Origin of the sequence: Cryobacterium ruanii (genome assembly GCF_004404055.1) — a bacterium.
Lineage (GTDB): Bacteria > Actinomycetota > Actinomycetes > Actinomycetales > Microbacteriaceae > Cryobacterium > Cryobacterium ruanii.
Genome location: NZ_SOHK01000004.1, coordinates 39714 through 61716, shown reverse-complemented (window position 1 = coordinate 61716; position 22003 = coordinate 39714). Strand labels below are relative to the sequence as shown.

Below are 22003 nucleotides of genomic sequence, written 5' to 3'. Positions count from 1 at the left end.
TAGATGCGCTTGGTGTTAGATGCGCTTGGTGGCGTCGCGGCCTAGCCGCACCGGCAGCGCCATGAGCGGCCCCACGAAGCGGCGCTGCAGGCGGCGTGCCGGGCCCCAGACGATCTGCACGATGTACTGCGACAGCAGCGCGCCGGCCGCGAGGGCCATGGCGATGCCCGCCGCGGTGAGCAGGGAGAGCAGCCCGTTGATGTCGCCCTCCGATAGCATGAGCAGTCCGCGAAACAGGGTGAGCCCGGGTACGAGCGGCACGAGGGCTGTCACCATGATGACGAGCGGCGGGGTGCGCACGATGCGGGCGGTGACAGCGGCCAGCAGCCCGACGCCGAGGGCGCTCGCCGCCGAGGATCCGACCAGGCCGAACCCACCGGCCATGGCCGCGACAAAGAGAAATTCGGCGAGTGCACCGAGCACGCAGACCACCCAGACCGCGCGCCACGGTACCTGCACGGCGAGCGCGAATCCGATCACGATCACAATCGCGGCCACGAGGAGCACCGGCAGAACGCCGAGCGTCACGATCGGGTTCGAGTCAATCTCGAGCATGAGGCCGAACCGGGCCAGGAAAAGCGCGGAGCCGGACACTCCGGTGACCAGGCCGGCCGTGATCAGCAGAGCCTCCACCATTCGGGCGGTGCCGGTGAGGTAGAACCCCGACAGTGTGTCATGCACGGCGCCGAACGTGGTCACTCCGGCGAGGAGCATGATGATGGTGGCGACCACCACGAGCGAAGGGTTCGCCGTGGGGTCGATCACCCGCACGATCGCGGCGACGATCGGGCCGATCGCTCCGCCGACGACGGTTTGGTAGAACAGGGGAACCTGGCGGTGGTCAAGCACCGAGGTGATCCAGTCGATGATCCAGGTGGCGATGAACGCGGCGATGATCACGGTGAGCCCGGCGCCGATCAGCACGGCGGCTCCCGCGCCGACGAGGCTCCAGCCGATGCGGCGCCACTGCTTGGGCACTTGCGGTTTGGAGCTGACGATCGTCGCGAGGATCTTACGCGCTTCGGCGACCTCGATCGGCTTCTCGATGATGTCGGCAATGAGCTCCGACGTCGCCGTGAGCTTGGAATAGTCGAGCGTGCGGTACTTCACGTTGCGGCTGCGGATGATCGACTCGTGCGTCGACGCATCTTCCTGCGTGAGTGTGATGGTCGTGTGCGTGATGTTCGCGTCGGTGCCCTTGAGCCCGTAGGCGCGGGTGAGCGCGATCATCGCGGCGGTCGCATCTTCGGCGCCGGCGCCGGCGGTGAAGATGACCTCGGCGAGGCGCATGGTGAGGTCGAGAACGCTTCGGGTGTAGCCGGCGTGGTCGAGGGTGATGGCGGTGGTCTTGCTGAAATTCAACTGGTGCTCAAATCGAGGGGACCTAGAACGGATGCTGCGGCGGTCGCGTGCGCGGAATCCGCGTCGGAGGGGTGGAACAAACCCGCGAGCACGTCGCGGTAGAGCCGCCCGAGTTCGGAGCTGGCGCTGTAGGCCGAACCGCCGGCGATCTGCACGGCGGTGTCGACGACGAACTTCGCGTTCTGGGTGGCTCGGTACTTGAGCCCCGACAGCTGGGCGAACCAGGCCGGTCCGACCGTGAACGAACGCTCGTCGACGGTGCGGGCGAGGGCGTCGATCTGCGGGTAGATGCCGTCCATCGCGATGACGAGGTCGCCTACCCGCCAGCGCGCCACCGGATCCTGCGCGTGCGAGCGGCCATCGTTCTTGAGCGAGGTGCGCAGGTTTGCGCCCGCTACGGCGAGTTCAAGCGCGCGCTGACCGATGCCGGTGTACACCGCGCTGAGCAGGATCTCGAAGGTGGCGAAGATTCCAGCGACGAGCGGGTCGCCGTTCGGGCCGACCGGCAGCCGTCGCACGACCCGGTCGGGGCGGGCCAGCGCGCCGTCGAGCACGGTGCTCTGGCTCTGGCTGGCGCGCATGCCGAGGGTGTTCCAATCGTCTTTCGAGCGGATGCCGGCATCCGCTCTTTCGAGGAACGCCCAGACGATCGCGGGGTCAGCCAAGTCTGAGGAGTCGAGGCCGAGGGTGCCGAGTCGGGTCCAGGCGGGGGAGAGCGAGGTGAAAACCTTGGTGCCGGTGAACCGGTAGCCACCGCCTTGCTGGGGGCGGGCATCCGTTTGGGAACCGAACAGCACGAGATCGTTCCCGGGTTCGCTCACGCCGAAGGCGAAGATTTCGCCGCGGCCGGCTTCCTCGAGTAGAAAATCGAGCGAGTGGTCGCCCTGCGCGTGCAGACTTGCAGCGACGCCGGTCCAGATCAGGTGCATGTTCACGGCGAGGGCGGTGGCCGGGGCGTGCGCGGCGAGCCGGGTCTGCGCGTGAACGGTTTGCTGCAGGGTGCGGCCGAGTCCGCCGAACCGGGTCGGCACGAGGGCGCGCAGGTACCCGGCCGCGACAAGCTCGGCCAGATCTTCGGTGAAGAACGCGTTGGCCCGGTCATACCCCGCGGCCCTGGAGCGGATGCCGACCAGTGTTCGGTCAGAAAGCAACGGCTTGTTCTGATCGTTGTCGGGTGCAGAAACGGGCGCTGCCGGACTTGTTTCGGGCAGAGCCATAGTCGGGAGAAACTCGGTCACACAGACAAGCCTATGCAGCCTTGCGGCGTCGCGCGAACAACCGCACGATCAAAAGCACAATTGCACCGAAAATCGCCAGTACGCCCAGCCAGGGGATGGCCATTCCGAGGCCGATCAACAGGCCGCCGAGGGCGGCGACGAGGGCGGTCCAGCCGGCGATGATGCCGGTCCAGAAAGTGTCGGGCCCGCCCGCGGCGACGGTGCCCTCCGCGACCAGTTCGAGCTGCACGGTGGAGTAGTCGATCTGGTCGGCCAGAAAGTCGCGCTGGGACTGCAGGCTTTCGAGTTCACTCTGCCGGCTCGACAGCGCGCTTTCGATGCTGATCAGGTCGGTCGTGCTCGTCGCCGAGGCCATCAGCGCGAGCAGCCGGTCGACCGAGGTGGTCAGGGCGGTGATGCGGGCGTCGAGGTCCTGGCTCTGCTGGGTGACGTCCTGCGCGGTGAGTGAGACGAAGTTGAGCCGGCCGAGCTTCTTCAGCTCAATCAGCGTGCGGTCGAGTTCGTCGGACGGAATGCGCAGGGTCAGGTTCGCGCTCGCCGGCTGAATATCGGTCGCCGGGTTTTCGCTGCGGCTGTCGACCCGGCCGCCAGCCTGTTCGGTGATGGTCACGGCCGATTCGCTCGCTTTGACCGGGTCGGTCGCGGTGATCGAAAGGGACCCGGTGGTGATGACGTCTCGATTGGCGGTGTACAGATCGCTCGTGGTTCCGGTGACGTCAGGGGCGGCCTCGTCCGGGACGACACCGCCCGACACGCTGCCGGACGAATCGGTGCCCACGGAACCGCTGTTCGCCGTGCACCCCGCCAACAACGCGGCCGTCATGAGCACCGCGATCACACCCCAGGTTCGCCTCATGCTTCACTGTACGAGCGTGTCGGCGTAGCACGCTGAAGGCAGTCTGGGAGTCGGATTACAATTGGGACTCGACGCCTACCCCCCGAAGTAAGGTCATGAGGTCGGCGGAACAGCTCGACTCGTAACGACCAGGAGGACGACATGGGATTCGTAGACGACGCCAAGGACGCACTCGACGCCACCGGTAAGAAAATCGGCCGCGCGGTGGATGACGTCAAGGACCGCATCGAAGACAAGGCCGACGAGGCCAAGGCCGACGCCAAGGTGAAGAAGGCTGAGGGTGAGGTCAAGCACGCCGAGGCCGAACGCAATGCCACCGAGGCCAAGAACGACTTCAAGGCCACCCTGCGCGACAATAATTAGCGTATGACCTGGTGGGCGAAGCGGATGCGCAGGACGCGTCGGCCTCGCCCACCACTGCTGCACGTGGCAACGGATGCCGGGACCGGTCCGGTCGTGATTCTCGTGCACGGCATCGCGTCGTCCTCGGTCACCTTCTACGAGGTGATCCCGTTGTTGACCCCGAATCACCGGGTGATCGCCGTCGACATTCTGGGGTTCGGGCAATCCCCCGCACCGGAGGGGTGTGAGTACCGGCTGGAGGATCACGTCGGAGCCCTGGCCGCGACCATCCGGTCGTTGAAGCTGCGCGAGCCGTTCGTTCTGGTCGGGCATTCGCTCGGCAGCCTGATCAGTACCCGCTATGCGGCCATGGAGCAGCACGGCCGGGTGGCGACGTTCCGGCGGCGGGTGACCGGTCGCGGTACGGTGTCGCGCATGGTGCTCGTGGGTCCGCCGGTCTACGTCTCGCCAAGCGATATCGGTGACCCGCGGGTCAAGGCCCGGGTGAGCGCCTATCTGCGTGCCTACGATTTTCTGCGTGCCAACAAGGAATTCACGCTCGCCAATGCGGCCTTCATGTCGCGCCTGCTGCCCAAGGGTATTTTCGAACTAACCGAGAAGACCTGGACCCCGTTCATCAAGTCGATGGAGCACTGCATCGAGTCGCAGACCGTGGTGAGCGACGTGGCGAGCCTCACCGTGCCGGTCGACGTGATCTACGGCGCGCTCGACGCCTTCATCGCGCAGGGCAGCATGACCGTTATCGAGCGGATGCGCCACGTCACCATGCACCGCGTCGAGGCCAACGACCACATCATTCGCCGGCGGTTGGCGCGGGTGCTCGTGAAGGTGATCGACAGCTGAACTACACGGCCGGGAAGATGGCGCCGGTGAGTTCCTCGGACAGCGACCAGAGACGGCGGGCATCCGCTTCGTCGAGCGAGCGCGGGGGCAGCCTGGCGGGCGCGGGGGCGCCGGTGAGTTCGCCGAATCCACCGGGGCCGTAGTAGCCGCCGCCGGCTGCTGCCGGGCTCGTCGCCGCGTAAAGCACCGGCAGGATGCCCTGGTCGATCTGCTGCCAGATCCAGCCGATCTGGTGGGTGGCCTCGTTGACGGCGAGGAAGACCCGGGCCGAGGCTCCCTTGTGGGTGGGGCCGGTGATCTGCAGGTTCGTGACGGTCGCGCCCGGGTGCGCGGCGATGCTGCGCAGGCCCCAGCCGCCGACGATGCTGCGCCGGTTGAGTTCGCGTGCGAACATGAGCGTGGCGAGCTTGGAGAGCGCGTAGGCGCGGTGCGGCCGGTAGCGCAAGCCTTGCAGATCGTCGAAATCGAGGCGTCCGGTGCGAGCGATCAGGCTTGAGAGACTCACGACCCGGCTCAATGTGGCGGCGCGCAGCAGCGGCAGCAGGTGGGCGGTGAGCGCGAAGTGGCCGAGGTGGTTGGTGCCGAATTGCAGCTCGAAGCCGTCTTCGGTCTCGTCGCGCACCGGCGGCATCATGAGACCGGCGTTGTTGATCAGAATATCGATTGGGCGCCCTTCCTTCGTGAGCTCCTCACCGAATCCGGTGGTGCTCGACAGCGAGGCCAGATCGAGATGCCGGATGCTGACGCTCGCCTCCGGAATCTGCTCACGAATGCGTCTCACGGCCGCGGCACCCTTCTCCTCGTTCCGCACGGCGAGGATGACCTCTGCGCCCGCGCGGGCGAGGCGGCCGGTGAGGCCGAATCCGAGGCCGCTGTTGGCGCCCGTGACGACGGCAAGCTTGCCGTGCAGGTCGGGAATCTGGATGTCGGGGAGGTGTTTGGCGCGCGTGGTCATGGGTCTCCCATTTGTCGTAAAGCTCCATCCAACCCCGTTTGGAGGGTGGAAGTCACGCGGCGGTCGGGGGCCCGAGGCGGATTCACGGCTGCGCGGTCAGGCGGCCTAGTGCTGCGGCGGGTCACCGATGCGCTCGAGGGCATCGACGATGAGCGCCCAGAACTTCTCGTGGTCGAGGTCGACGGCCACCTGCGTGGTGCAGTCCGCCGGAGCGGGCGCGCGAAAGTCGGCCACGGTCATGCCGAGGGTGAGGGTGCCGGCCAGCTCCACATCGAGGGGAGCCTTGCGCACGGTGATCACGCTCGGGTCGATCACGAACGCGACCGCGCACGGGTCGTGCACGGGTGGGTAGTCGAAACCCTGGGCATCCTTGTAGGTTTCGGCGAAGAACGCGAGCAGCTCGCCGACGAACCGGGCCGGCGCGGTGCCGACCGCCGCGATGCGGCGAGCGACGTCGGGGGTGGCGAGGGCCTGGTGGGTCAGGTCCAGCCCGATCATGGTGAGCGGCCACTTCTCGTTGAAAACGATGTGGGCGGCTTCGGGGTCGATGACGATATTGAACTCGGCTGTGGCTGACCAGTTGCCCACGTGGTAGCCACCCCCCATAAGCACGACCTGCTTGACCCGCTCGACGATGCGCGGCTCCTTGCGGACGGCAAGGGCGATATTGGTCAGGGCGCCGGTCGGCACGAGGGTGATCTCGCCCGGCTCGTGCGCCATGATCGTATCGATGATGAGGTCGACGGCGTGCCGGTGGTCGAGCTCAAGGCTCGGTTCGGGCAACACGGGTCCGTCGAGGCCCGACTCGCCGTGAATCGTCGGTGCCGTCTCGATCTGCCGCACCAGTGGGCGCTCGCATCCGGCGGCGAACGGAACCCCGGTGATGCCGGCCACGCGGGCGACCGACAGGGCGTTGCGGGTGACCTTGGCGAGGGTCTGGTTGCCCATTACGGTGGTCACGGCGACGAGTTCGATTTGGGGGTTTCCGTGCGCGAGCAGCAGCGCGATCGCATCGTCGTGGCCGGGGTCGCAGTCGAGAATGATTTTGGTGGGCACAGTTCAGGGTAGGTCCTCGCTCACCGCCGATGCATTTCGGGCCCCGTGCAGTCTGCGCGGCGTGGCCGGGGCGGCGCGGGGGCTGGCCGCGGGGCTTGGCGCGAGCGGCGGCATCCGCTTGCCGCATCTCTCATGCTCCGTGCAGAGCCGCTCCGATAAGCTGGGCGCGCGGTTGTAGTTCACATCCGCCCCCGTACCGAGGAGCTTGTTCGTATGACTTTGATCGAGGAATTCCTCATGCCCGGCGGCGGCACGAGTATTAACACCCTGCCGAAGGTTTCGCTGCACGACCACCTCGACGGTGGCCTGCGCCCGCAGTCCATCATCGAACTGGCCGACTCCATCGGATTCGAGCTCCCGACAACGAATGCCGACGCGCTCGGCGAGTGGTTCTCCACCCAATCCAATGCTGGTTCGCTCGTGGAATACCTCAAGACCTTCGACGTCACCACCGCCGTGATGCAAACCCGCGAGGGCCTCAGTCGGGTCGCCCGCGAATTCGTCGAGGACCTCGCCGACGACGGCGTCATCTACGGTGAGATTCGCTGGGCTCCCGAACAGCACCTTGCTCGCGGCCTCACCCTCAACGAGGTCGTCGAAGCCGTGCAGGACGGCATCGAAGCCGGCATTGAGAACGTCGAAGAGTCGGGCCGCAGCATCCGCATCGGCCAGCTCATCACCGCCATGCGCCACGCCGATCGCGCGCTGGAAATCGCCGAACTCGCTGTGCGCTACCGCTTCGACGGCGTCGTCGGCTTCGACATCGCCGGCGCCGAGGCCGGCTTCCCGGCCGGCAACCATCGCGCAGCCTTCGACCTGCTGGCCCGTGAATTCATGCCGGTCACCGTGCATGCTGGCGAGGCCGATGGCCTCGACAGCATTCGAGGCGCCCTGTTTGACGGCCGCGCGCTGCGCCTCGGCCACGGGGTGCGCCTCGCCGAGGACGTCACCATCGAACGCCAGGACGACGACAACACTTTCGTCACCCTCGGCCCGGTGGCCCAGTGGGTGCGCGATCGCGAGATCACGCTCGAGCTGAGCCCCTCCTCGAACCTGCAGACCGGGGCGGTCGCCGCTTGGGGCGAGGAACTGTTCGACCACCCGTTCGACCTGCTCTACCAGCTCGGCTTCAAGGTCACCGTCAACACCGACAACCGTCTGATGAGCGACACGACCCTCACCCAGGAGCTCGCCCTGCTGTCTGACGCCTTTGGCTACGATCTCGGCGACCTCGAGACCTTCCAGCTCAACGCCGCAAACGCCGCATTCCTGCCGCTGGAAGACCGCGAAGAACTCGTCGAAGCCATCGAAGCCGGCTTCGGCGACGCCTGACGCCGGCCTGCCGAGTCAGCGAGTGCCTGCGCGACTCATGGAGTTCGACTCCACTTATCCGAAAGTGATCATGCCACTGCCGCACCTCCCGCTCAATGCCATCACCATCGGCGCGCTCGCTGACGACTGGCCGGCCGCCATCACGGCGGCCGGTGACGCCCTCGTGCGTTCCGGCGCGACGACATCCGCTTATACCGATCGCATGATCGAAGTGATTCGCGAATTCGGTGCCTACATTGTGATCGCGCCGGGCCTGGCGCTCGCGCATGCCCGCCCAGGAGCGGATGTTCTTACCGACGGACTCTGCGTTGTCACCCTTGCCGAGCCGGTCGCTTTCGGCCACCCCCACAATGACCCGGTCAGTGTGATCGTCGGCCTGGCCGTGAGCGGCGCCGACGACCACCTGCAATTCGTCGCAGAACTCGCCAACGTCTTCAACGATCCTGCGGTGATTCCGGCACTGGCCGGCGCGACCACCGCCGAATTCGTGCAGGGCGTGTTCGGACAGACCGAAGCGCTCGCATGACCGCGCCGACGGTATGCCCATGAAGATCGTCGTCATGTGTGGCATCGGGCTCGGCACCTCGGCCATCCTCAAGGTCAACGCCGAGCGGGCCCTCGAACGTCTTGATATCGACGCGAGCGTGCAGGCAACGGATGTCGCCGGCGTGCGCGCCGCTGCGGCCGACGCCCAGGTCATCCTGACTTCGTCAGAGCTCGTCGAGGCGATCGGCAAGACCAACGCCGACGTGATCGTGATCAACAATTATTTCGACGTCGACGAGCTCGTCGCCAAGCTGGAGATCGCGCTGGGTTCCTAGCCTTCCACGTTCTGCTCGTGGCCCCTGAGCGTTTCTAGGGCCGTTAGGTTAGCTCGGCGAACGGATGCCGCTCCGCCGGACCCATTTCCGCCCCGCACGCCTGTGTAAGGTCGGGCAGCGTGCGGCGACCTTGTGCGACGTCGAGTTGGCTCTAAGCTCAGCGCATGAGCGACAGCGCCGACCACAGCGACAGCGCCGACCACAGCGCCAGCGCCGACCACAGCGCCAGCGCCGACCACAGCGCCGACCACAGCGCCGATCACAGTGCCGACGAAGGCGGCATTGTGCAGCCGGGAGTAGGGGCCGAGCATCGCTGGCCCGCCGTGCTCGGCCTGCTGATCGCGCTCGGACTGTATTCCATGCTGCCGAGTACGTTTCTGCCCGGCCTGCGCTACACGGTTATCGCGATCGGGCTGGCACTGCTGATTCCGCTCATCGTTTTGAATCCGTACCGGCTGCATCGTGAGACCCGCTGGTCGAAGTACGTTGCCACGGGCCAGGCCTTACTGCTGGTCGCGGCCAACGAGGTCGCGCTCGTGCAACTCGTCATTCAACTCACCTCAGGCGGCAATGGTGACGGGGCGACCCTGTTGCTCGCGGCCCTGCAGGTCTGGGTGACCAACGTCATCGCCTTCGCCCTCGTCTACTGGGAACTCGACCGCGGCGGCCCGGTCTCGCGCCGGCATGCCGATCGCAAGGACTTTCCCCCGGCTGATTTTCGCTTTCCCCAAGATGAAGATCACGACGCCATCGAGGAGGTCGCCGCCCGCTCGTCGCGGCGCATCGGCTGGGTCGCCTCGTTCTTCGACTATGTGTATTTCTCGCTGTCGAACTCCATGGCGTTCAGTCCGACCGACACGATGCCGCTGTCCCTGCGGGCCAAGGCACTCATGGCTCTCGAGTCCTTCGGCGGTTTCGTGCTCCTGGCCCTCGTCATCGCCCACGCCGTCTCCCTGCTCGGCTAGCGGCGCCGCGGCATCGGCTCGCCGAACGGCACCCCGGCAACTACGCGATCAGCGCGCGCATTCCGCGATCGAGTTCGTCGAGCGCGGCCTGGGCGGCCGCTTTACGTTCCACCAGGGCGCCGACTTTGCTGCGGGTGTCGATGTACACCTTGAGCTTCGGCTCGGTACCGCTCGGGCGCACCATCACGCGGGACCCATCCGTCAAGCGGATGCGCAACACGTCGCTCGGCGGCAGCTCGCCGAACCCCCAGCGAAAGTCATCGATCTCGTCGACGCGAATGCGGCCGACGTGGGTCGGTGGAGATTCCCGCAGGCGGGTCATCACGAGTGCGATGGTCGACAGTTCGCTGACTCGCACCGAGATCTGGCCCGAGGCGTAGTGCCCGAATCTCTCACTGAAGCGGTCGAGATAGCGGGCGAGGGTCGTGCCCTCCGACTTGAGGTCGCTCACGAGCGAGAGCAGCGCGACGGCAGCCGAGATGCCGTCCTTGTCGCGCACGGTCTCCGGGTTGACCAGGTAGCCCAGCGCCTCTTCGAAGCCGTAGACCAGGTTGGGTACCCGGGACACCCATTTGAATCCGGTGAGGGTCTCGGTGAAACGCAGGCCGTAGGCATCCGCTACCGCGTGTAGCGCCGGCGACGACACGATCGAACAGGCCAGCGTGCCGGTATTCAGGGCGAGGCCGTTGCCGCTCAGGTCGGTGCCACCATCGGCGTCGAGATCGGTTGCCCCGGCGAGCGCGGCGGCCCGCCAGCCGAGAATAGCGCCGACCTCGTTGCCGCTCAGCCGCCGAAAGCCGCTCGCGCTCGAGAGGTCGGGGATGGCTACGGCGAGGCGGTCGGCATCCGGATCGTTGGCGATGATGAGTTCGGCGTTCACCTCGCGCGCGGTCTCGTAGGCGAGGTCCAGCGCACCGGGTTCTTCCGGGTTCGGAAATGCCACCGTTGGAAAAGCGGCGTCGGGGGCGATCTGCGCGTCGACGAGGGTCGGCAGGTCGAATCCGGCCTTTTCGAGCACCCGGCGGGTGGTGTCCCAGCCGACGCCGTGCATGGCGGTGTACACCGCGTTCACCTGTGCGCGCGGCCGGTGGGCGATGCCGGCGGTCGCAGCGATGTAGGCGAGCACGACGTCTTCGTCGGCGGTCTCGTAGCTGCCGCGCGGCAAATGCGGCACGTGTTCGTCGGCGGCGACGCGCAGAATCTCGTCCGAGATGGCCTTGTCGTCGGGGGCGACGATCTGGGCGCCGTTATTCACGCCGCCCAGGTAGACCTTGTAGCCGTTGTCGTTGGACGGGTTGTGCGAGGCGGTCACCATTACGCCGCAGCTCGCATCGAGGTGCCGCACCGCGAAGGCCAGCACGGGCGTCGGCAGCAGGCGCGGTAAGAGGATGGCGCGCACCCCCGCGCCCGCCATGATCGTCGCCGTGTCGGTCGCGAAGACGTGGGAATTCTTGCGGCCGTCGTAGCCGATGACGACCGACGGCGTCACGCCGGGGGCGGCGTGGCGTCGCAAATAGGTGGCGAGGCCGGCCGCGGCCTGCGAGACAAGAACCCGGTTCATGCGGTTCGGTCCGGCGGAGATTTCGCCCCGCAGCCCGGCCGTGCCGAAGGCGAGCCGGGTGTCGAACCGCGAGTGCAGGTTCGACAGGGCCACGGTGTCGCCGTCGTCGACGGCGTTGATGAGCGCGCGCAGCTGCGCCTGTGTCTCCGGGTCGGGATCCTGGTTGAGCCAGGCCCTGGCCGCCTGCAGCAGCGCCGCGGTGCGGTCGGTCGAGGCGAGCGGCGTCTCGTGGGCGACCGGCGCGGTGGCGAGGTTGTCCTCCCCTGCGCTCTCGGGTGTGATGGTCTGAATGGCGACCGTCGGGTCGAAATCGTCGTCGTTGTTCTGCGCGATGGTCTGAATGGCGACCGTCGGCTCCGAGCCAGCGTCGTCGCTGTTCGGCACGATGGGCAGGGTGCGGGTCGGCGTCGGGGCCTCATCATCAGCGGATGGCGCGGCCGCGTCGGCGACGCGAGCGGCGGCATCCTCGGCGCTCGACGGGTTTTCGGTCGAAGCCGAGTCCGGGGCGGCGTCGGGAGTGACCGGCGCAGCATCCGCTGGAGGGCCGGAGTGGCGGCCGCCGGTGCGCTCGGCCGGATGGTCGGAGCCAGTCTCGCCCTGACCGGTCACAGTGCAGCCACGATCCGGGCGAGGAGTGCGCTGATCACCGGTTCGGCCAGCGCACCGGCCTCGATGACTTCGCCGTGGCTGAGCGGGGTCTTCTGAATGCCGGCGGCGAGGTTGGTGACGAGCGAGAGGCCCAGCACCTCCATGCCGGACTGCCGTGCTGCAATGGCCTCGAGCGCGGTCGACATGCCCACGATGTGACCGCCGATCGCCTTAGCCATCTGCACCTCGGCGGGGGTTTCGTACTGCGGCCCGCGAAACTGGCAGTACACGCCCTCGTCGAGCGTCGGGTCGATGCTGCGTGCCAGGTCGCGCAGCCGCTTCGAGTACAGGTCGGTCAGGTCCACGAAGTTCGCGCCCTCGATTGGAGAATCAAAAGTCAGGTTGATGTGGTCGCTGATCAGCACAGGGGTGCCCGGTGTCCACGATTCACGGATGCCGCCCGCCCCGTTGGTCAGGATCATCGTCGTCGCTCCGGTCGCCGCTGCCGTGCGCACGCTGTGCACGACCCGCCGTACGCCGTGGCCCTCGTAGTAGTGAGTGCGTGCACTGATCACAAGAGCGCGCTTGCCGCCGGGCAGCAGAACGGAACGCAGCGTGCCCGCGTGGCCGGCCAGCGCGGGGGCGCTGAACCCGGTGATGTCCGCGGCGGACACGGTGTGGGTGGTCTCGCCGATCAGGTCCGCGGCCTTGGCCCAGCCGCTGCCGAGCGTGAGAGCGATGTCGTGCCGGGGCACTCCCGTGATCCCCGCGATCTCCGCGGCGGCCGACCGTGCTGCCTCATACGGATCTGTTGCGGGCAGGTCTAACGGGTTGATCTCGTTCGTGAACATTTCACTACTCTAGAACCCCGGCCGAGAGCGCGGAGATTCCGCGCGAATTCTGCCCATCGGCGCGCCGAACGGTCGCTGAGACGATCATTCGGTGCGTATTCGCCCCTTTCAGGGCACAGAGCGGGGCTCGTGGGCGGGCAGACGGTTTTGTGAGGGGTGCGCGGGCCAGGAGAATGGACTACATGGCCTATGAGTTCGAACGCAAGCAGCGCATCGCAGTATTAGGCGGTGGGCCCGGCGGATACGAAGCGGCCATCGCCGGTGCACAACAGGGTGCCGATGTCACCCTCATCGAAAGCGTCGGTGTCGGCGGTTCGGCTGTGATCACCGATGTCGTCCCTTCCAAATCCCTCATAGCCACGGCTGAGGCGTCGAACTCGATCGGCGAGGCCACCGATCTGGGTGTGCAGTTCTTCGTGCGCGGCGACACCGGTAAGCCCCTGCGTCCCGAGGTGGCTATCAACCTGGCCGCCGTGAACAAACGCCTGCTCGCCCTCGCCCGCCAGCAATCCGAAGACATGAAGGCCTCACTCATTCGCGCCGGCGTGCGCTTCGTGCAGGGCCACGGACGTCTCGACGGCACTACGGGCATCATCGTCGCGACCTCCGGCGACGCGACAGCCACCGACTTCGACCGCATCGACGCCGACACCCTCGTCGTCTCCGTGGGAGCCAGCCCACGCGTGCTGGCGTCCGCGATGCCCGACGGCGAGCGCATCCTCACCTGGACCCAGCTCTACAACCTCAAGGCCATCCCCGAGCACCTCATCGTCGTCGGCTCAGGCGTCACCGGTGCCGAGTTCGCCTCGGCCTACCGCGCCCTCGGCGCGAAGGTCACCCTCATCTCCAGCCGCGATCAGGTTCTGCCCGGGGAAGACGCCGACGCGGCCAACGTGATCGAAAACGTCTTCAAGCGCAACGGCATGACCGTGCTCTCCAAGTCGCGGGCATCCTCGGTCGAACGCACGAAGACCGGAGTCGTCGCCACCCTCGACGACGGACGCACGGTCGAGGGCAGCCACTGCCTCATCGCCGTCGGCTCGATTCCGAACACGGCCAACATCGGCCTCGAGCAGGCCGGTGTGCAGATCACTGACTCCGGTCACATCCAGGTCAATCGGGTCGCCCGCACCTCGATCCCGAACATCTACGCGGCGGGGGACTGCACGACCGAGATCCCGCTGGCCTCCGTGGCTTCCATGATGGGGCGCACCGCGGTGTTCCACGCCATGGGCGACATCGTCAACCCGATCGAGATTCGCAACGTGGCCGCGAACATCTTCACCCAGCCCGAAATCGCCACCGTCGGCTACACCCAGAAGCAGATCGAAGACGGCCTCGCCCAGGGCGAGATCTACAAGCTGCCGCTCTCCTCAAACCCCCGGGCCAAAATGATGGGAATCAAGGACGGCTTCGTGAAGCTGTTCGCTCGCACCGGCAGCGGCACGGTCATCGGCGGCGTCATCGTGGCGCCCAAGGCGAGCGAGCTCATCTTTCCCCTCGCGCTCGCCGTCGAACACCGCCTCACGGTCGACGAAGTCGCACGCACCTTCCCCGTCTACCCCTCGCTCACCGGCTCCATAACGGATGCCGCGCGCGCCATGCACGTCGTCCTCTAGTTCCAAAGTCCTCGCGGCCGTTCACCTGCCTGGTGCTTGCGTCAGGCGGCGTCGGAGACCGTCAGCAGCACGCTGCCGGAGGAGACCGTCTCACCGACGACCGCGGCGACGTTGCCGACCGTGCCGTCGCGGTGCGCGACGAGCGGCTGCTCCATCTTCATGGCTTCGAGAACGAGCAGCAGATCGCCCTTGACGACCGTGTCACCCTCGGCGACGAGCAGCTTGACGATGGTCGCCTGCATCGGCGCCTTGATGGCGTCTCCGGTGGCGGTGTCGACGGCGTGCAGGCCGCCGCGACGCTTGGGCGCCGGGCCGACGGAGCGGGCGCTCGCACCGCCGGGCAGCAGGCGGGTGGGTAGGGTCACCTCGATGCGACGCCCCTCCACCTCGACCACGATGCTGTGGCGTTTCTGCGCACCGACGACGTCTTCCATGCTGCCGCTCCACGGCTCGATGTCGTTCTCGAACTCGGTCTCGATCCAGCGGGTGAAGACCGTGAAGGGCTTGCCATCGGTCGGCGCGAAGGCGGGATCGCGCACGACCTTGCGGTGAAAGGGCAGCACGGTCGGCAGACCCGCCACCTCGAACTCGTCGAGGGCCCGGCGCGAACGCTCGAGCGCCTCTTCGCGGGTGGCGCCGGTGACGATGAGCTTGGCGATGAGTGAGTCAAACGATCCGCTGATGACGTCACCGGACTGCACACCGGTGTCGACGCGCACACCGGGGCCGCCCGCGGGCTTGAACACGTGCACCGGGCCGGGCGCGGGGAGAAAACCGCGGCCGGCATCCTCTCCGTTGATTCGAAATTCAAAGGAGTGAGCGCATGCAACGGGGTCGCCGTAGGTCAGCTCGCCACCCTCAGCGAGGCGGAACTGCTCACGCACCAGGTCGATGCCGGTGACCTCTTCGGAGACGGTGTGCTCGACTTGCAGGCGGGTGTTGACCTCGAGGAACGACACCGTTCCGTCCTGACCGATGAGAAACTCGCAGGTGCCGGCGCCGAGGTAGCCGACCTCCTTCAGAATAGCTTTGGAGGCGCGATACATCTCGGTTGTCTGCGCCTCGGTAAGAAAGGGCGCGGGCGCCTCTTCGACAAGCTTCTGGTGCCGGCGCTGCAGCGAGCAGTCGCGGGTCGACACGACGACGACATTGCCGTACATGTCGGCCAGGCACTGGGTTTCCACGTGGCGGGGCGAGTCCAGGTACTTCTCCACGAAGCATTCGCCGCGACCGAAGGCGGTGATGGCCTCGCGGGTGGCGGAGTCGAACATTTCGGCGACCTCGTCGCGGGTGCGGGCGACCTTGAGGCCGCGTCCGCCACCACCGAAAGCGGCCTTGATCGCCACGGGCAGGCCGTGCACGTCGACGAAGGCAAGCACCTCGGCGGCGTCAATGCACGGGTTCAGCGTGCCGGGCGCCATCGGTGCGTTGACCTTCTCGGCGATGTGCCGGGCCGAGACCTTATCGCCGAGCTGTTCGATCGCTTCGGGTGATGGCCCAATCCAAGTGAGGCCTGCCCCGATCACGGCGCGGGCGAAGTCGGCGTTCTCGGCCAGAAAGCCGTAGCCAGGGTGCACGGCGTCAGCGCCGCAACGCCGGGCGATCGACAGGATCTTGTCGATGACGAGGTAGGTTTCGGCGCCGCTGGTGCCATCGAGACCGTACGCCTCGTCGGCGAGACGGGCGTGCAGGGAATCACGATCCTGGTCGGCGTAGACGGCGACAGAGAGAAGTCCACTGTCTTTCGCGGCACGGATGACCCGAACGGCGATCTCGCCTCGGTTGGCGATGAGGACCTTTGTTATGAGTGGCACAATCCCATAGCCTATTGCCCACCGTCATATCCCTTTTGGTTCTGTCCCACAAAAAGATCCGACAGAATCTTGCGGATGCCTACAATTAGAGTGCTCCGGGCCGATTCCACAGGGTCGGCCACTCGTACCCGAGGACGCGCACCAGCCGTCGCAGGGTTGGCAGTGACAGCCCTACCACGGTCGACGGATCGCCGACGATGCTCGTGATGAAGGGAGCACCGAGGCTGTCAATCGTGAACGCCCCGGCCACGAACAAGGGCTCACCGGTGGCAATATAGGCGTCGAGCTCCGCATCGTCGAGATCGTCGGCGAAGGTCACCTCGGCCCGCGCGACCGCGCCGATCGCCCGGCCGGGCACGCCGCCGTTGAGTTCGATCAGCCAGTGGCCCGAGTACAGCGTTCCGGTGCGTCCGCGTTGGCGTTCCCATCGCTCCCTGGCAGCCTCAGCCGTGTGCGGCTTGCCGTAGATGACGCCGTCCAGCACGAACACCGAATCGCCCCCCAATAACAAGCCGTCCAGCGCCTTCGCTGGCGCAGCGGATGCCGCCGCCTCAGCTTTCGCCCGCGCCAGCAGTTCGACGAGCGCTCCGGGCTCGAGCGGCTCGCCGCGCAACGCCTCGGTGTCGGCGACGACCCGGGCCTCATCGACGTCTGGGTTGATCAGCACCGGTTCGATGCCGGACGTTCGCAGCAGGGCCAGGCGGGCCGGAGACGTGGAAGCCAGATAGAGGCGCATGCTGTCCTTCGTGAACGGGAGGGGGAGCATCCATTCAATCAGGCCCACTGCACCAGTCAGGTGCGCAGAGGGCGGTCGGGGAGGGTGTGTGGGATCATCGTTAGATGAGCAACATGAGTCACCAGGCCCAGGGCCCCGCCCCGACAACCGCAGCGACCGTCGGCGATGAGCTTGAGCTGGACATCACCAACGTCGCCCACGGCGGAATCTTCGTCGCCCGCCACGAGGGCCGCGTCATTTTCGTCAGCGATACCCTGCCCGGCGAACGCGTGCGCGCTCGCCTCACCGAGGCCAACCACAAGAGCTTCTGGCGCGCCGAGACGGTTGCCGTTATCAACGCGGCTCCGAAGCGGCAGCCGCATATCTGGGGCGCGGCATCCGTTGATCGCGCTCCCGAGGACCGCGCTGGCGGGGCTGAATTCGGTCATATCGAGCTCGGTTTCCAGCGCGAACTCAAGCGACAGGTTCTCGCCGACGCTCTGCAGCGCATGGCCGGGATCGCCACTGATGTCGTCGTGGAGCCGGTCGCGGTCAGTGCGAAGGCCAGTCCCGGCGACGCGATGGACGGAACCGGATGGCGCACCCGGGTGAGCCTGCACGTGGCGGCCGACGGAACCATCGGCCCGTACGCCGCGCGCAGCCACCGGGTCATTCCCATCGACGATCTGCCGCTCGCGGAGCACGAGCTCGAATTGCGGGCCCCGCTCGACACCCTGTTTCACAACGCCGCCTCGGTCGACCTGGTCGCGCCGAGCAAGGGCGACGTTCAGGTGCTGGTCTCGGCCAGGGATGGCAACGGCAAGCCCAAGCGGGTGCCGCACGGCCTAATTCATGAGATCGTCGCCGATCGCGAGTTCGAGTTGGACCGCTCCGGCTTCTGGCAGGTGCACTCGATGGCCGCCGACACCCTGTACCACGCCGTGCAGAACATCATCGATCCCACCACGTTCGACCCGCGCGCCTCTAACCTCGACCTCTACGGCGGCGTCGGCCTGCTCGCCGCGGCTGTCGGCGACAAATTCGGCCCGACGACCCGCATCACCTCGGTGGAGAGCGACCCGGAAGCGGTGGCCTTCGCCGCCCGCAACCTCAAGGAATGGGCCGGCGCCACCGCCGAAGCCGACCGGGTCGACCGCTTTCTGCAGCGTCTGCTGCGCGAAGCCGATGCCGCCGAGCGCGCCCGCCTCGCCGCCGCGACCGTCGTGCTCGACCCGCCGCGCTCCGGTGCCGGCAAGGCCGTCGTAGACCAGCTGGTCGCCCTCGCACCGCAGCAAATCGTCTATGTGGCTTGTGACCCGGTGGCGCTCGCCCGCGACGTCTCGTTGTTTCGCAAGCAGGGCTACGAACTGAAGACCCTGCGCGCCTTCGACCTGTTCCCCAATACACATCACGTCGAAGCCGTCGCACTGCTCTGCAAATAGCTATCGTTGAGACTAGACAACCCGAAGGCAGCCCTACCGTGAGTCACGCAGCTACTGATCCCGAACCATTCACCCCCACCCCGGCTCCCGTTCGCGTCGGTATCGTCGACGACCACGAGTCGGTGCGGCTGGGCCTGCAGGCCGCCTGCGAGAATGCCGGCTATGAGGTGCTGTTCGCGGCGGCCACCGCGCAGGCCCTCGTCGACGGCCTCGCTGGGCGTCAGTGCGACGTGATCGTGCTCGACCTGTCCCTTGGCGACGGGTCGCTCGTGACCGACAACGTGCACCTGGTGGCAACCACCGGTTCCGCCGTACTCGTGCACAGCATTGCCGACCGGGTCGCCTCGGTGCGAGAGGCCCTCGCCGCCGGAGCGGCCGGTGTCATTCCCAAGTCGTCGCCGACGACCACGGTGATGGCTGCCGTTGCCTCGGTCGCCCGCGGCGATGTGCTCAACAACCTCGAGTGGGCCACCGCAATCGACGCCGACCGGGACTTTGCCAAGGCGCAGCTCGGCCGCCGCGAACGCGACGTGCTGCACCTCTACGCTTCGGGCCTACCGCTGAAGATGGTCGCCATGCAACTCGGTATCGCGCACTCCACCGCTCGGGAATACCTCGATCGCATTCGGGTGAAGTACGTCGAGGTCGGCCGCCCTGCGCCGACCAAGGTCGACCTGCTGCGCCGTGCCGTCGAAGACGGAATCCTGCCGGGACTCGACACCACCGAAGCCGACCGCGGTGTCTAAACGGGCCGCCCGTGTGGGCGACCGACGCACCACGAGCACCCTGGTCGCGACGGAGACGCAGCCGTTCAGCGCCATCGGTATTGACGAACTCAAAGTCGAGGGCAGTCTGTTCGGCCGCGCCCGGCAGCCGCGCAACCCGATCAGCCACGCGCAGATCGAAATCGCGCTGTCCCGATCGGTGGCCGCAGTCGCGGTGATCTTCGCCGTGCAGACCCTGCCGTTCATGCTCGAGCAGCTGGAAGGCCGTAAAACCGTCGCGGCCGTCGTCGTTTCCGCCCTGCTCGGCCTGTCGATCCTGATCTTTGTGATTCAGACCGTGTTCCGGCGGGGCATCCGCTTCGCGGCCGCAACCGTATCCGTCGTCTACCTCGTAGCGCTTCTCATCTGGCCGCTGCTCATGCGCGATCACACGCTCGTGCTCGACAACAAACCCTGGCTCTGGTACCTGTGCGCGGTGGCCACCTCGTGCGCGGCGATCGCCTTCCCGTTGTTTTGGGCCGCCGCCTACACGGTGGTAACCCCGGTTGCCTTCGGACTGGTGCGGGTGCTCCCTTCCGGTGGCGAAGCCGGGACGCTGCTCGCCGTGCTCGACGCCTGCTACGCCATGCTGCTCGGCGGCGTCGTGCTCATCATCATCTATGTGCTGCGCGAGGCCACGGCCAAGGTCGACACCGCCCAGTCCAACGCCCTATCCAAATATTCGGTGGCGGTGCGTCACCATGCCACCGAAGTGGAACGGGTCGAGGTCGACTCCATCGTGCACGACAGTGTGCTCGCGACGCTGCTCTCCGCGGCGGGCGCGCGCAACGAGAAGGGCGCCGAACTGGCAGCCGCAATGGCTCGCAGCGCCATCATCCGCTTGCAGGAAGCGAGCGGGGAGCGCAGCCTCGACGACGCCTCGGTCGCCGTGGGCAAGCTTGCCGCGCGGCTTCGCGCGGCTGCGACCGAGACCGGCGTGTTCACCGTGACCGAGCTGCACGTCGACGGACTGAGCATTCCGGAGCATGCGGCGGAGGCACTGTACTCGGCCAGCGTTCAGGCCATGGTCAACAGCGTTCAGCATGCCGGTCCCGCCCCATCGCGGCGGCTCACCATCGGCGGCAACGACCAGAACGGATGCACCATCACCGTCACCGACACCGGCCGCGGTTTCGAGGTGGCCGGTGTCGCCAGCGCCCGCCTGGGCTTGCGGGTTTCGATCCATGACCGAGTAGCGACCGCCGGCGGCGTGGCCAAGCTGCGCACGAGCCCCGGGCGCGGCACGACGATCACCCTCACCTGGCCGCGCCCCGACGTGCAGGGCACGGACGAGGCTGCCAAGAACACGGGCTCTCTCACCGGACGCGACGGGGGCACCCGATCATGACCGGAGTCGTCGTCGTCTCCCGCACTTTGACCCTCATCGTCGCGGCCTGTTTTTCGGGCTACCACGTGCTGCTCGGCCTGTATTCGATCAACGAACCGGCCTCCTCGATGCCGATCCTGGTGGCCATGGGGTTGTTCGTGGTGGCGACGATCGCGAGCCTCTGGCCCAACAGCCCGATGCGTATGTCGTTGCCGCTGGCCCTGTTCAACGTGGCGGTCGCGATCGCGGTTCCGCTGATCGTGGGCAGCCAGCTCGACGGGTCATCCGGCAACCTCGGCTACGCCACCTGGTACGTCGCCGCCATCGGCACCCTCATGACGATCACAGCCACGCGCAAGCGCCCGCAGCTGGCCCTGCTGGGTGTCGGCGCCCTCGTGGTGCACAGCGTGCTCTGGGCCGGGGTCGGCGACCTGGGGCACATGGGGGTTATCGGCAGCGTGGTCTGGGTGGTGGCCGCGGGGCTGCTATCCCGGGCTCTCGTGAAGGCCGGGCGGGATGCCCGCCAGTATGGGCGGGCCGAGCGTGAGGCAAGCGGCTGGCATGCCGCCCAGGAAGCGCACCTCTACGAGCGTCAGGTGCGGCTGACGCAGACCATGCGCCTGGCCATGCCGATGCTGCGACGAATCAGTGAGAGCAACGGCGATCTGAGTGAGGAAGACCGTCAGGAATGCCGGTTGCTCGAAGCGGCCATTCGCGACGAGATCCGCGGGCGGCGACTGCTCAACAACGCGGTACGGGAGCAGGTCATGACTGCCCGGCGACGCGGCGCGAGCGTCACCCTGCTCGACGAAGGCGGCATCGACGACCTCAACGGTTCCGACCTGGAGACCGTGCTCAACACTCTCGCGACCGCTATCGCGCACACGAACGCCGACAAGATCATCGCCCGCACGTCGGCCGACAGTGCGACCATCGCGGTCACCGTGGTGGGCCTGAGCAGTCCCGACCCTGCGGTGAGTGCACTGGGACCGGACTCCTCCAATGACGAGGTCGACCTGTGGATGGAAATTCCCCGGCAGGTTGTGCCCGCCGCCTCTGCCTGAAGGTGCGCGCGCTGCCGTGCGAGTGGAACCGGTGTGGCTGCTTCGCGGCGCGAGTAGGCGGTGCGGCGAATGCCTGAACGTGCGCGGGCTTTGCGGCGCGAGTGGCTGAATGTGCGACTGGGTAGCGGCGCGCGTCGTGCGCCGTGACAAACGCGAAAGGGGACCAGCCGAAGCTGATCCCCTAACGACTATTCGAGAAAGGACGACAACCCGAATGCCATCCGTTCTCGCCCCCAACACATTCGCCCGCTTACCCTAGTTAGCGAATGATTGGTGGTGAAACTCCAGGAGCGTCACCGAGCACTCTTAGTCTGTACTACCGCTCCCGCCGGCACAGTCGGCATTTAGGAGGACAGACATGCCGGTGGTCACGCCCTTTGCCCAATGCTGCGTTCGGGGAGCCTTCTCTGGGCCCAGTTTATGAACTGCGCCCGAATTCTTGATCTGGGCTCCGTCTGAAAAAGGGG

The 22003-nt window shown here is 66.9% G+C and carries 20 protein-coding genes; 11 read left to right on the top strand and 9 right to left on the bottom strand.

The genetic code is table 11. The annotated features are described in order from the left end of the window. Positions 1-15 precede the first annotated feature (15 nt). The 3 genes from E3T47_RS01020 to E3T47_RS01010 are packed head-to-tail and all read right to left on the bottom strand — an operon-like array spanning position 16 to position 3456. Positions 16-1362, bottom strand: a complete 1347-nt coding sequence (locus E3T47_RS01020; protein ID WP_134553794.1) for a threonine/serine exporter family protein — start codon at positions 1360-1362, stop codon at positions 16-18. Further along, positions 1359-2600: an acyl-CoA dehydrogenase family protein gene (locus E3T47_RS01015; RefSeq protein ID WP_241981837.1), complete on the bottom strand. Its 1242-nt coding sequence runs from the start codon at positions 2598-2600 to the stop codon at positions 1359-1361. The genes E3T47_RS01020 and E3T47_RS01015 overlap by 4 nt, the downstream gene beginning before the upstream one ends. 10 nt (positions 2601-2610) lie before the next feature. Beyond that, complete coding sequence (locus E3T47_RS01010) at positions 2611-3456, bottom strand: DUF4349 domain-containing protein (protein ID WP_134553793.1); 846 nt, start codon at positions 3454-3456, stop codon at positions 2611-2613. 141 nt (positions 3457-3597) lie between these two features. On the opposite strand from E3T47_RS01010, the gene E3T47_RS01005 reads away from it, so the two are divergent. Next, positions 3598-3819, top strand: a complete 222-nt coding sequence (locus E3T47_RS01005; RefSeq protein WP_134553792.1) for a hypothetical protein — start codon at positions 3598-3600, stop codon at positions 3817-3819. Positions 3820-3822: 3 nt separating this feature from the next. Next, positions 3823-4662 (top strand): alpha/beta fold hydrolase, encoded by an 840-nt coding sequence (locus E3T47_RS01000; protein WP_134553791.1) that lies wholly within the window; start codon positions 3823-3825, stop codon positions 4660-4662. 1 nt (position 4663) lies between these two features. Here E3T47_RS01000 and E3T47_RS00995 read toward each other — a convergent pair whose 3' ends face one another. Then, positions 4664-5617, bottom strand: coding sequence for an SDR family oxidoreductase (locus E3T47_RS00995; RefSeq protein WP_134553790.1), 954 nt, complete (start codon positions 5615-5617; stop codon positions 4664-4666). A gap of 105 nt (positions 5618-5722) precedes the next feature. Continuing rightward, a complete protein-coding gene (uriH, locus tag E3T47_RS00990; protein ID WP_134553789.1) occupies positions 5723-6673 on the bottom strand; it encodes a uridine-preferring nucleoside hydrolase UriH in 951 nt (316 codons plus the stop codon). A 213-nt stretch (positions 6674-6886) separates the two neighbouring features. On the opposite strand from uriH, the gene E3T47_RS00985 reads away from it, so the two are divergent. From E3T47_RS00985 to E3T47_RS00970, 4 genes are all read left to right on the top strand, one after another. Then, on the top strand, positions 6887-8005 hold the full coding sequence (locus E3T47_RS00985) for an adenosine deaminase (protein ID WP_134553788.1): 1119 nt from the start codon (positions 6887-6889) through the stop codon (positions 8003-8005). A gap of 70 nt (positions 8006-8075) precedes the next feature. Beyond that, positions 8076-8531: a PTS sugar transporter subunit IIA gene (locus tag E3T47_RS00980; protein WP_134553787.1), complete on the top strand. Its 456-nt coding sequence runs from the start codon at positions 8076-8078 to the stop codon at positions 8529-8531. A 19-nt stretch (positions 8532-8550) separates the two neighbouring features. Further along, a complete protein-coding gene (locus E3T47_RS00975) occupies positions 8551-8826 on the top strand; it encodes a PTS sugar transporter subunit IIB (protein ID WP_134553786.1) in 276 nt (91 codons plus the stop codon). A 164-nt stretch (positions 8827-8990) separates the two neighbouring features. Continuing rightward, positions 8991-9791, top strand: a complete 801-nt coding sequence (locus E3T47_RS00970; protein WP_241981836.1) for a hypothetical protein — start codon at positions 8991-8993, stop codon at positions 9789-9791. 40 nt (positions 9792-9831) lie between these two features. On the opposite strand, the gene E3T47_RS00965 is transcribed toward E3T47_RS00970, so the two are convergent. Both E3T47_RS00965 and E3T47_RS00960 read right to left on the bottom strand, forming a co-directional pair. Then, a complete protein-coding gene (locus tag E3T47_RS00965; RefSeq protein WP_134553888.1) occupies positions 9832-11544 on the bottom strand; it encodes a phospho-sugar mutase in 1713 nt (570 codons plus the stop codon). 413 nt (positions 11545-11957) lie between these two features. Beyond that, the gene (locus tag E3T47_RS00960; RefSeq protein ID WP_134553785.1) at positions 11958-12791 is read right to left on the bottom strand and encodes a purine-nucleoside phosphorylase; all 834 of its coding nucleotides are present in this window, start codon (positions 12789-12791) and stop codon (positions 11958-11960) included. A 182-nt stretch (positions 12792-12973) separates the two neighbouring features. On the opposite strand from E3T47_RS00960, the gene E3T47_RS00955 reads away from it, so the two are divergent. Continuing rightward, complete coding sequence (locus E3T47_RS00955; protein ID WP_134553887.1) at positions 12974-14410, top strand: NAD(P)H-quinone dehydrogenase; 1437 nt, start codon at positions 12974-12976, stop codon at positions 14408-14410. 41 nt (positions 14411-14451) lie between these two features. Here E3T47_RS00955 and E3T47_RS00950 read toward each other — a convergent pair whose 3' ends face one another. Then, entirely contained in the window at positions 14452-16224 is a 1773-nt protein-coding gene (locus E3T47_RS00950) for an acetyl/propionyl/methylcrotonyl-CoA carboxylase subunit alpha (protein WP_134553784.1), read from the bottom strand. A gap of 85 nt (positions 16225-16309) precedes the next feature. Continuing rightward, the gene (locus E3T47_RS00945) at positions 16310-16960 is read right to left on the bottom strand and encodes a Maf family protein (protein ID WP_134553886.1); all 651 of its coding nucleotides are present in this window, start codon (positions 16958-16960) and stop codon (positions 16310-16312) included. A gap of 104 nt (positions 16961-17064) precedes the next feature. Here E3T47_RS00945 and E3T47_RS00940 point away from each other — a divergent pair, with 104 nt between their 5' ends. From E3T47_RS00940 to E3T47_RS00925, 4 genes are read left to right on the top strand one after another with little or no spacing between them, the layout of a single operon-like run. After that, on the top strand, positions 17065-18381 hold the full coding sequence (locus tag E3T47_RS00940) for a class I SAM-dependent RNA methyltransferase (RefSeq protein WP_241981835.1): 1317 nt from the start codon (positions 17065-17067) through the stop codon (positions 18379-18381). Positions 18382-18419: 38 nt separating this feature from the next. Next, on the top strand, positions 18420-19127 hold the full coding sequence (locus E3T47_RS00935) for a response regulator transcription factor (protein WP_134553783.1): 708 nt from the start codon (positions 18420-18422) through the stop codon (positions 19125-19127). After that, positions 19120-20493 carry a sensor histidine kinase gene (locus tag E3T47_RS00930; RefSeq protein ID WP_134553782.1) on the top strand — a complete coding sequence of 458 codons (1374 nt, stop codon included), beginning with the start codon at positions 19120-19122 and terminating at the stop codon, positions 20491-20493. The genes E3T47_RS00935 and E3T47_RS00930 overlap by 8 nt, the downstream gene beginning before the upstream one ends. Continuing rightward, the gene (locus E3T47_RS00925) at positions 20490-21536 is read left to right on the top strand and encodes a hypothetical protein (RefSeq protein WP_134553781.1); all 1047 of its coding nucleotides are present in this window, start codon (positions 20490-20492) and stop codon (positions 21534-21536) included. Before E3T47_RS00930 ends, E3T47_RS00925 begins: the two co-directional genes overlap by 4 nt. Positions 21537-22003: the final 467 nt, after the last annotated feature.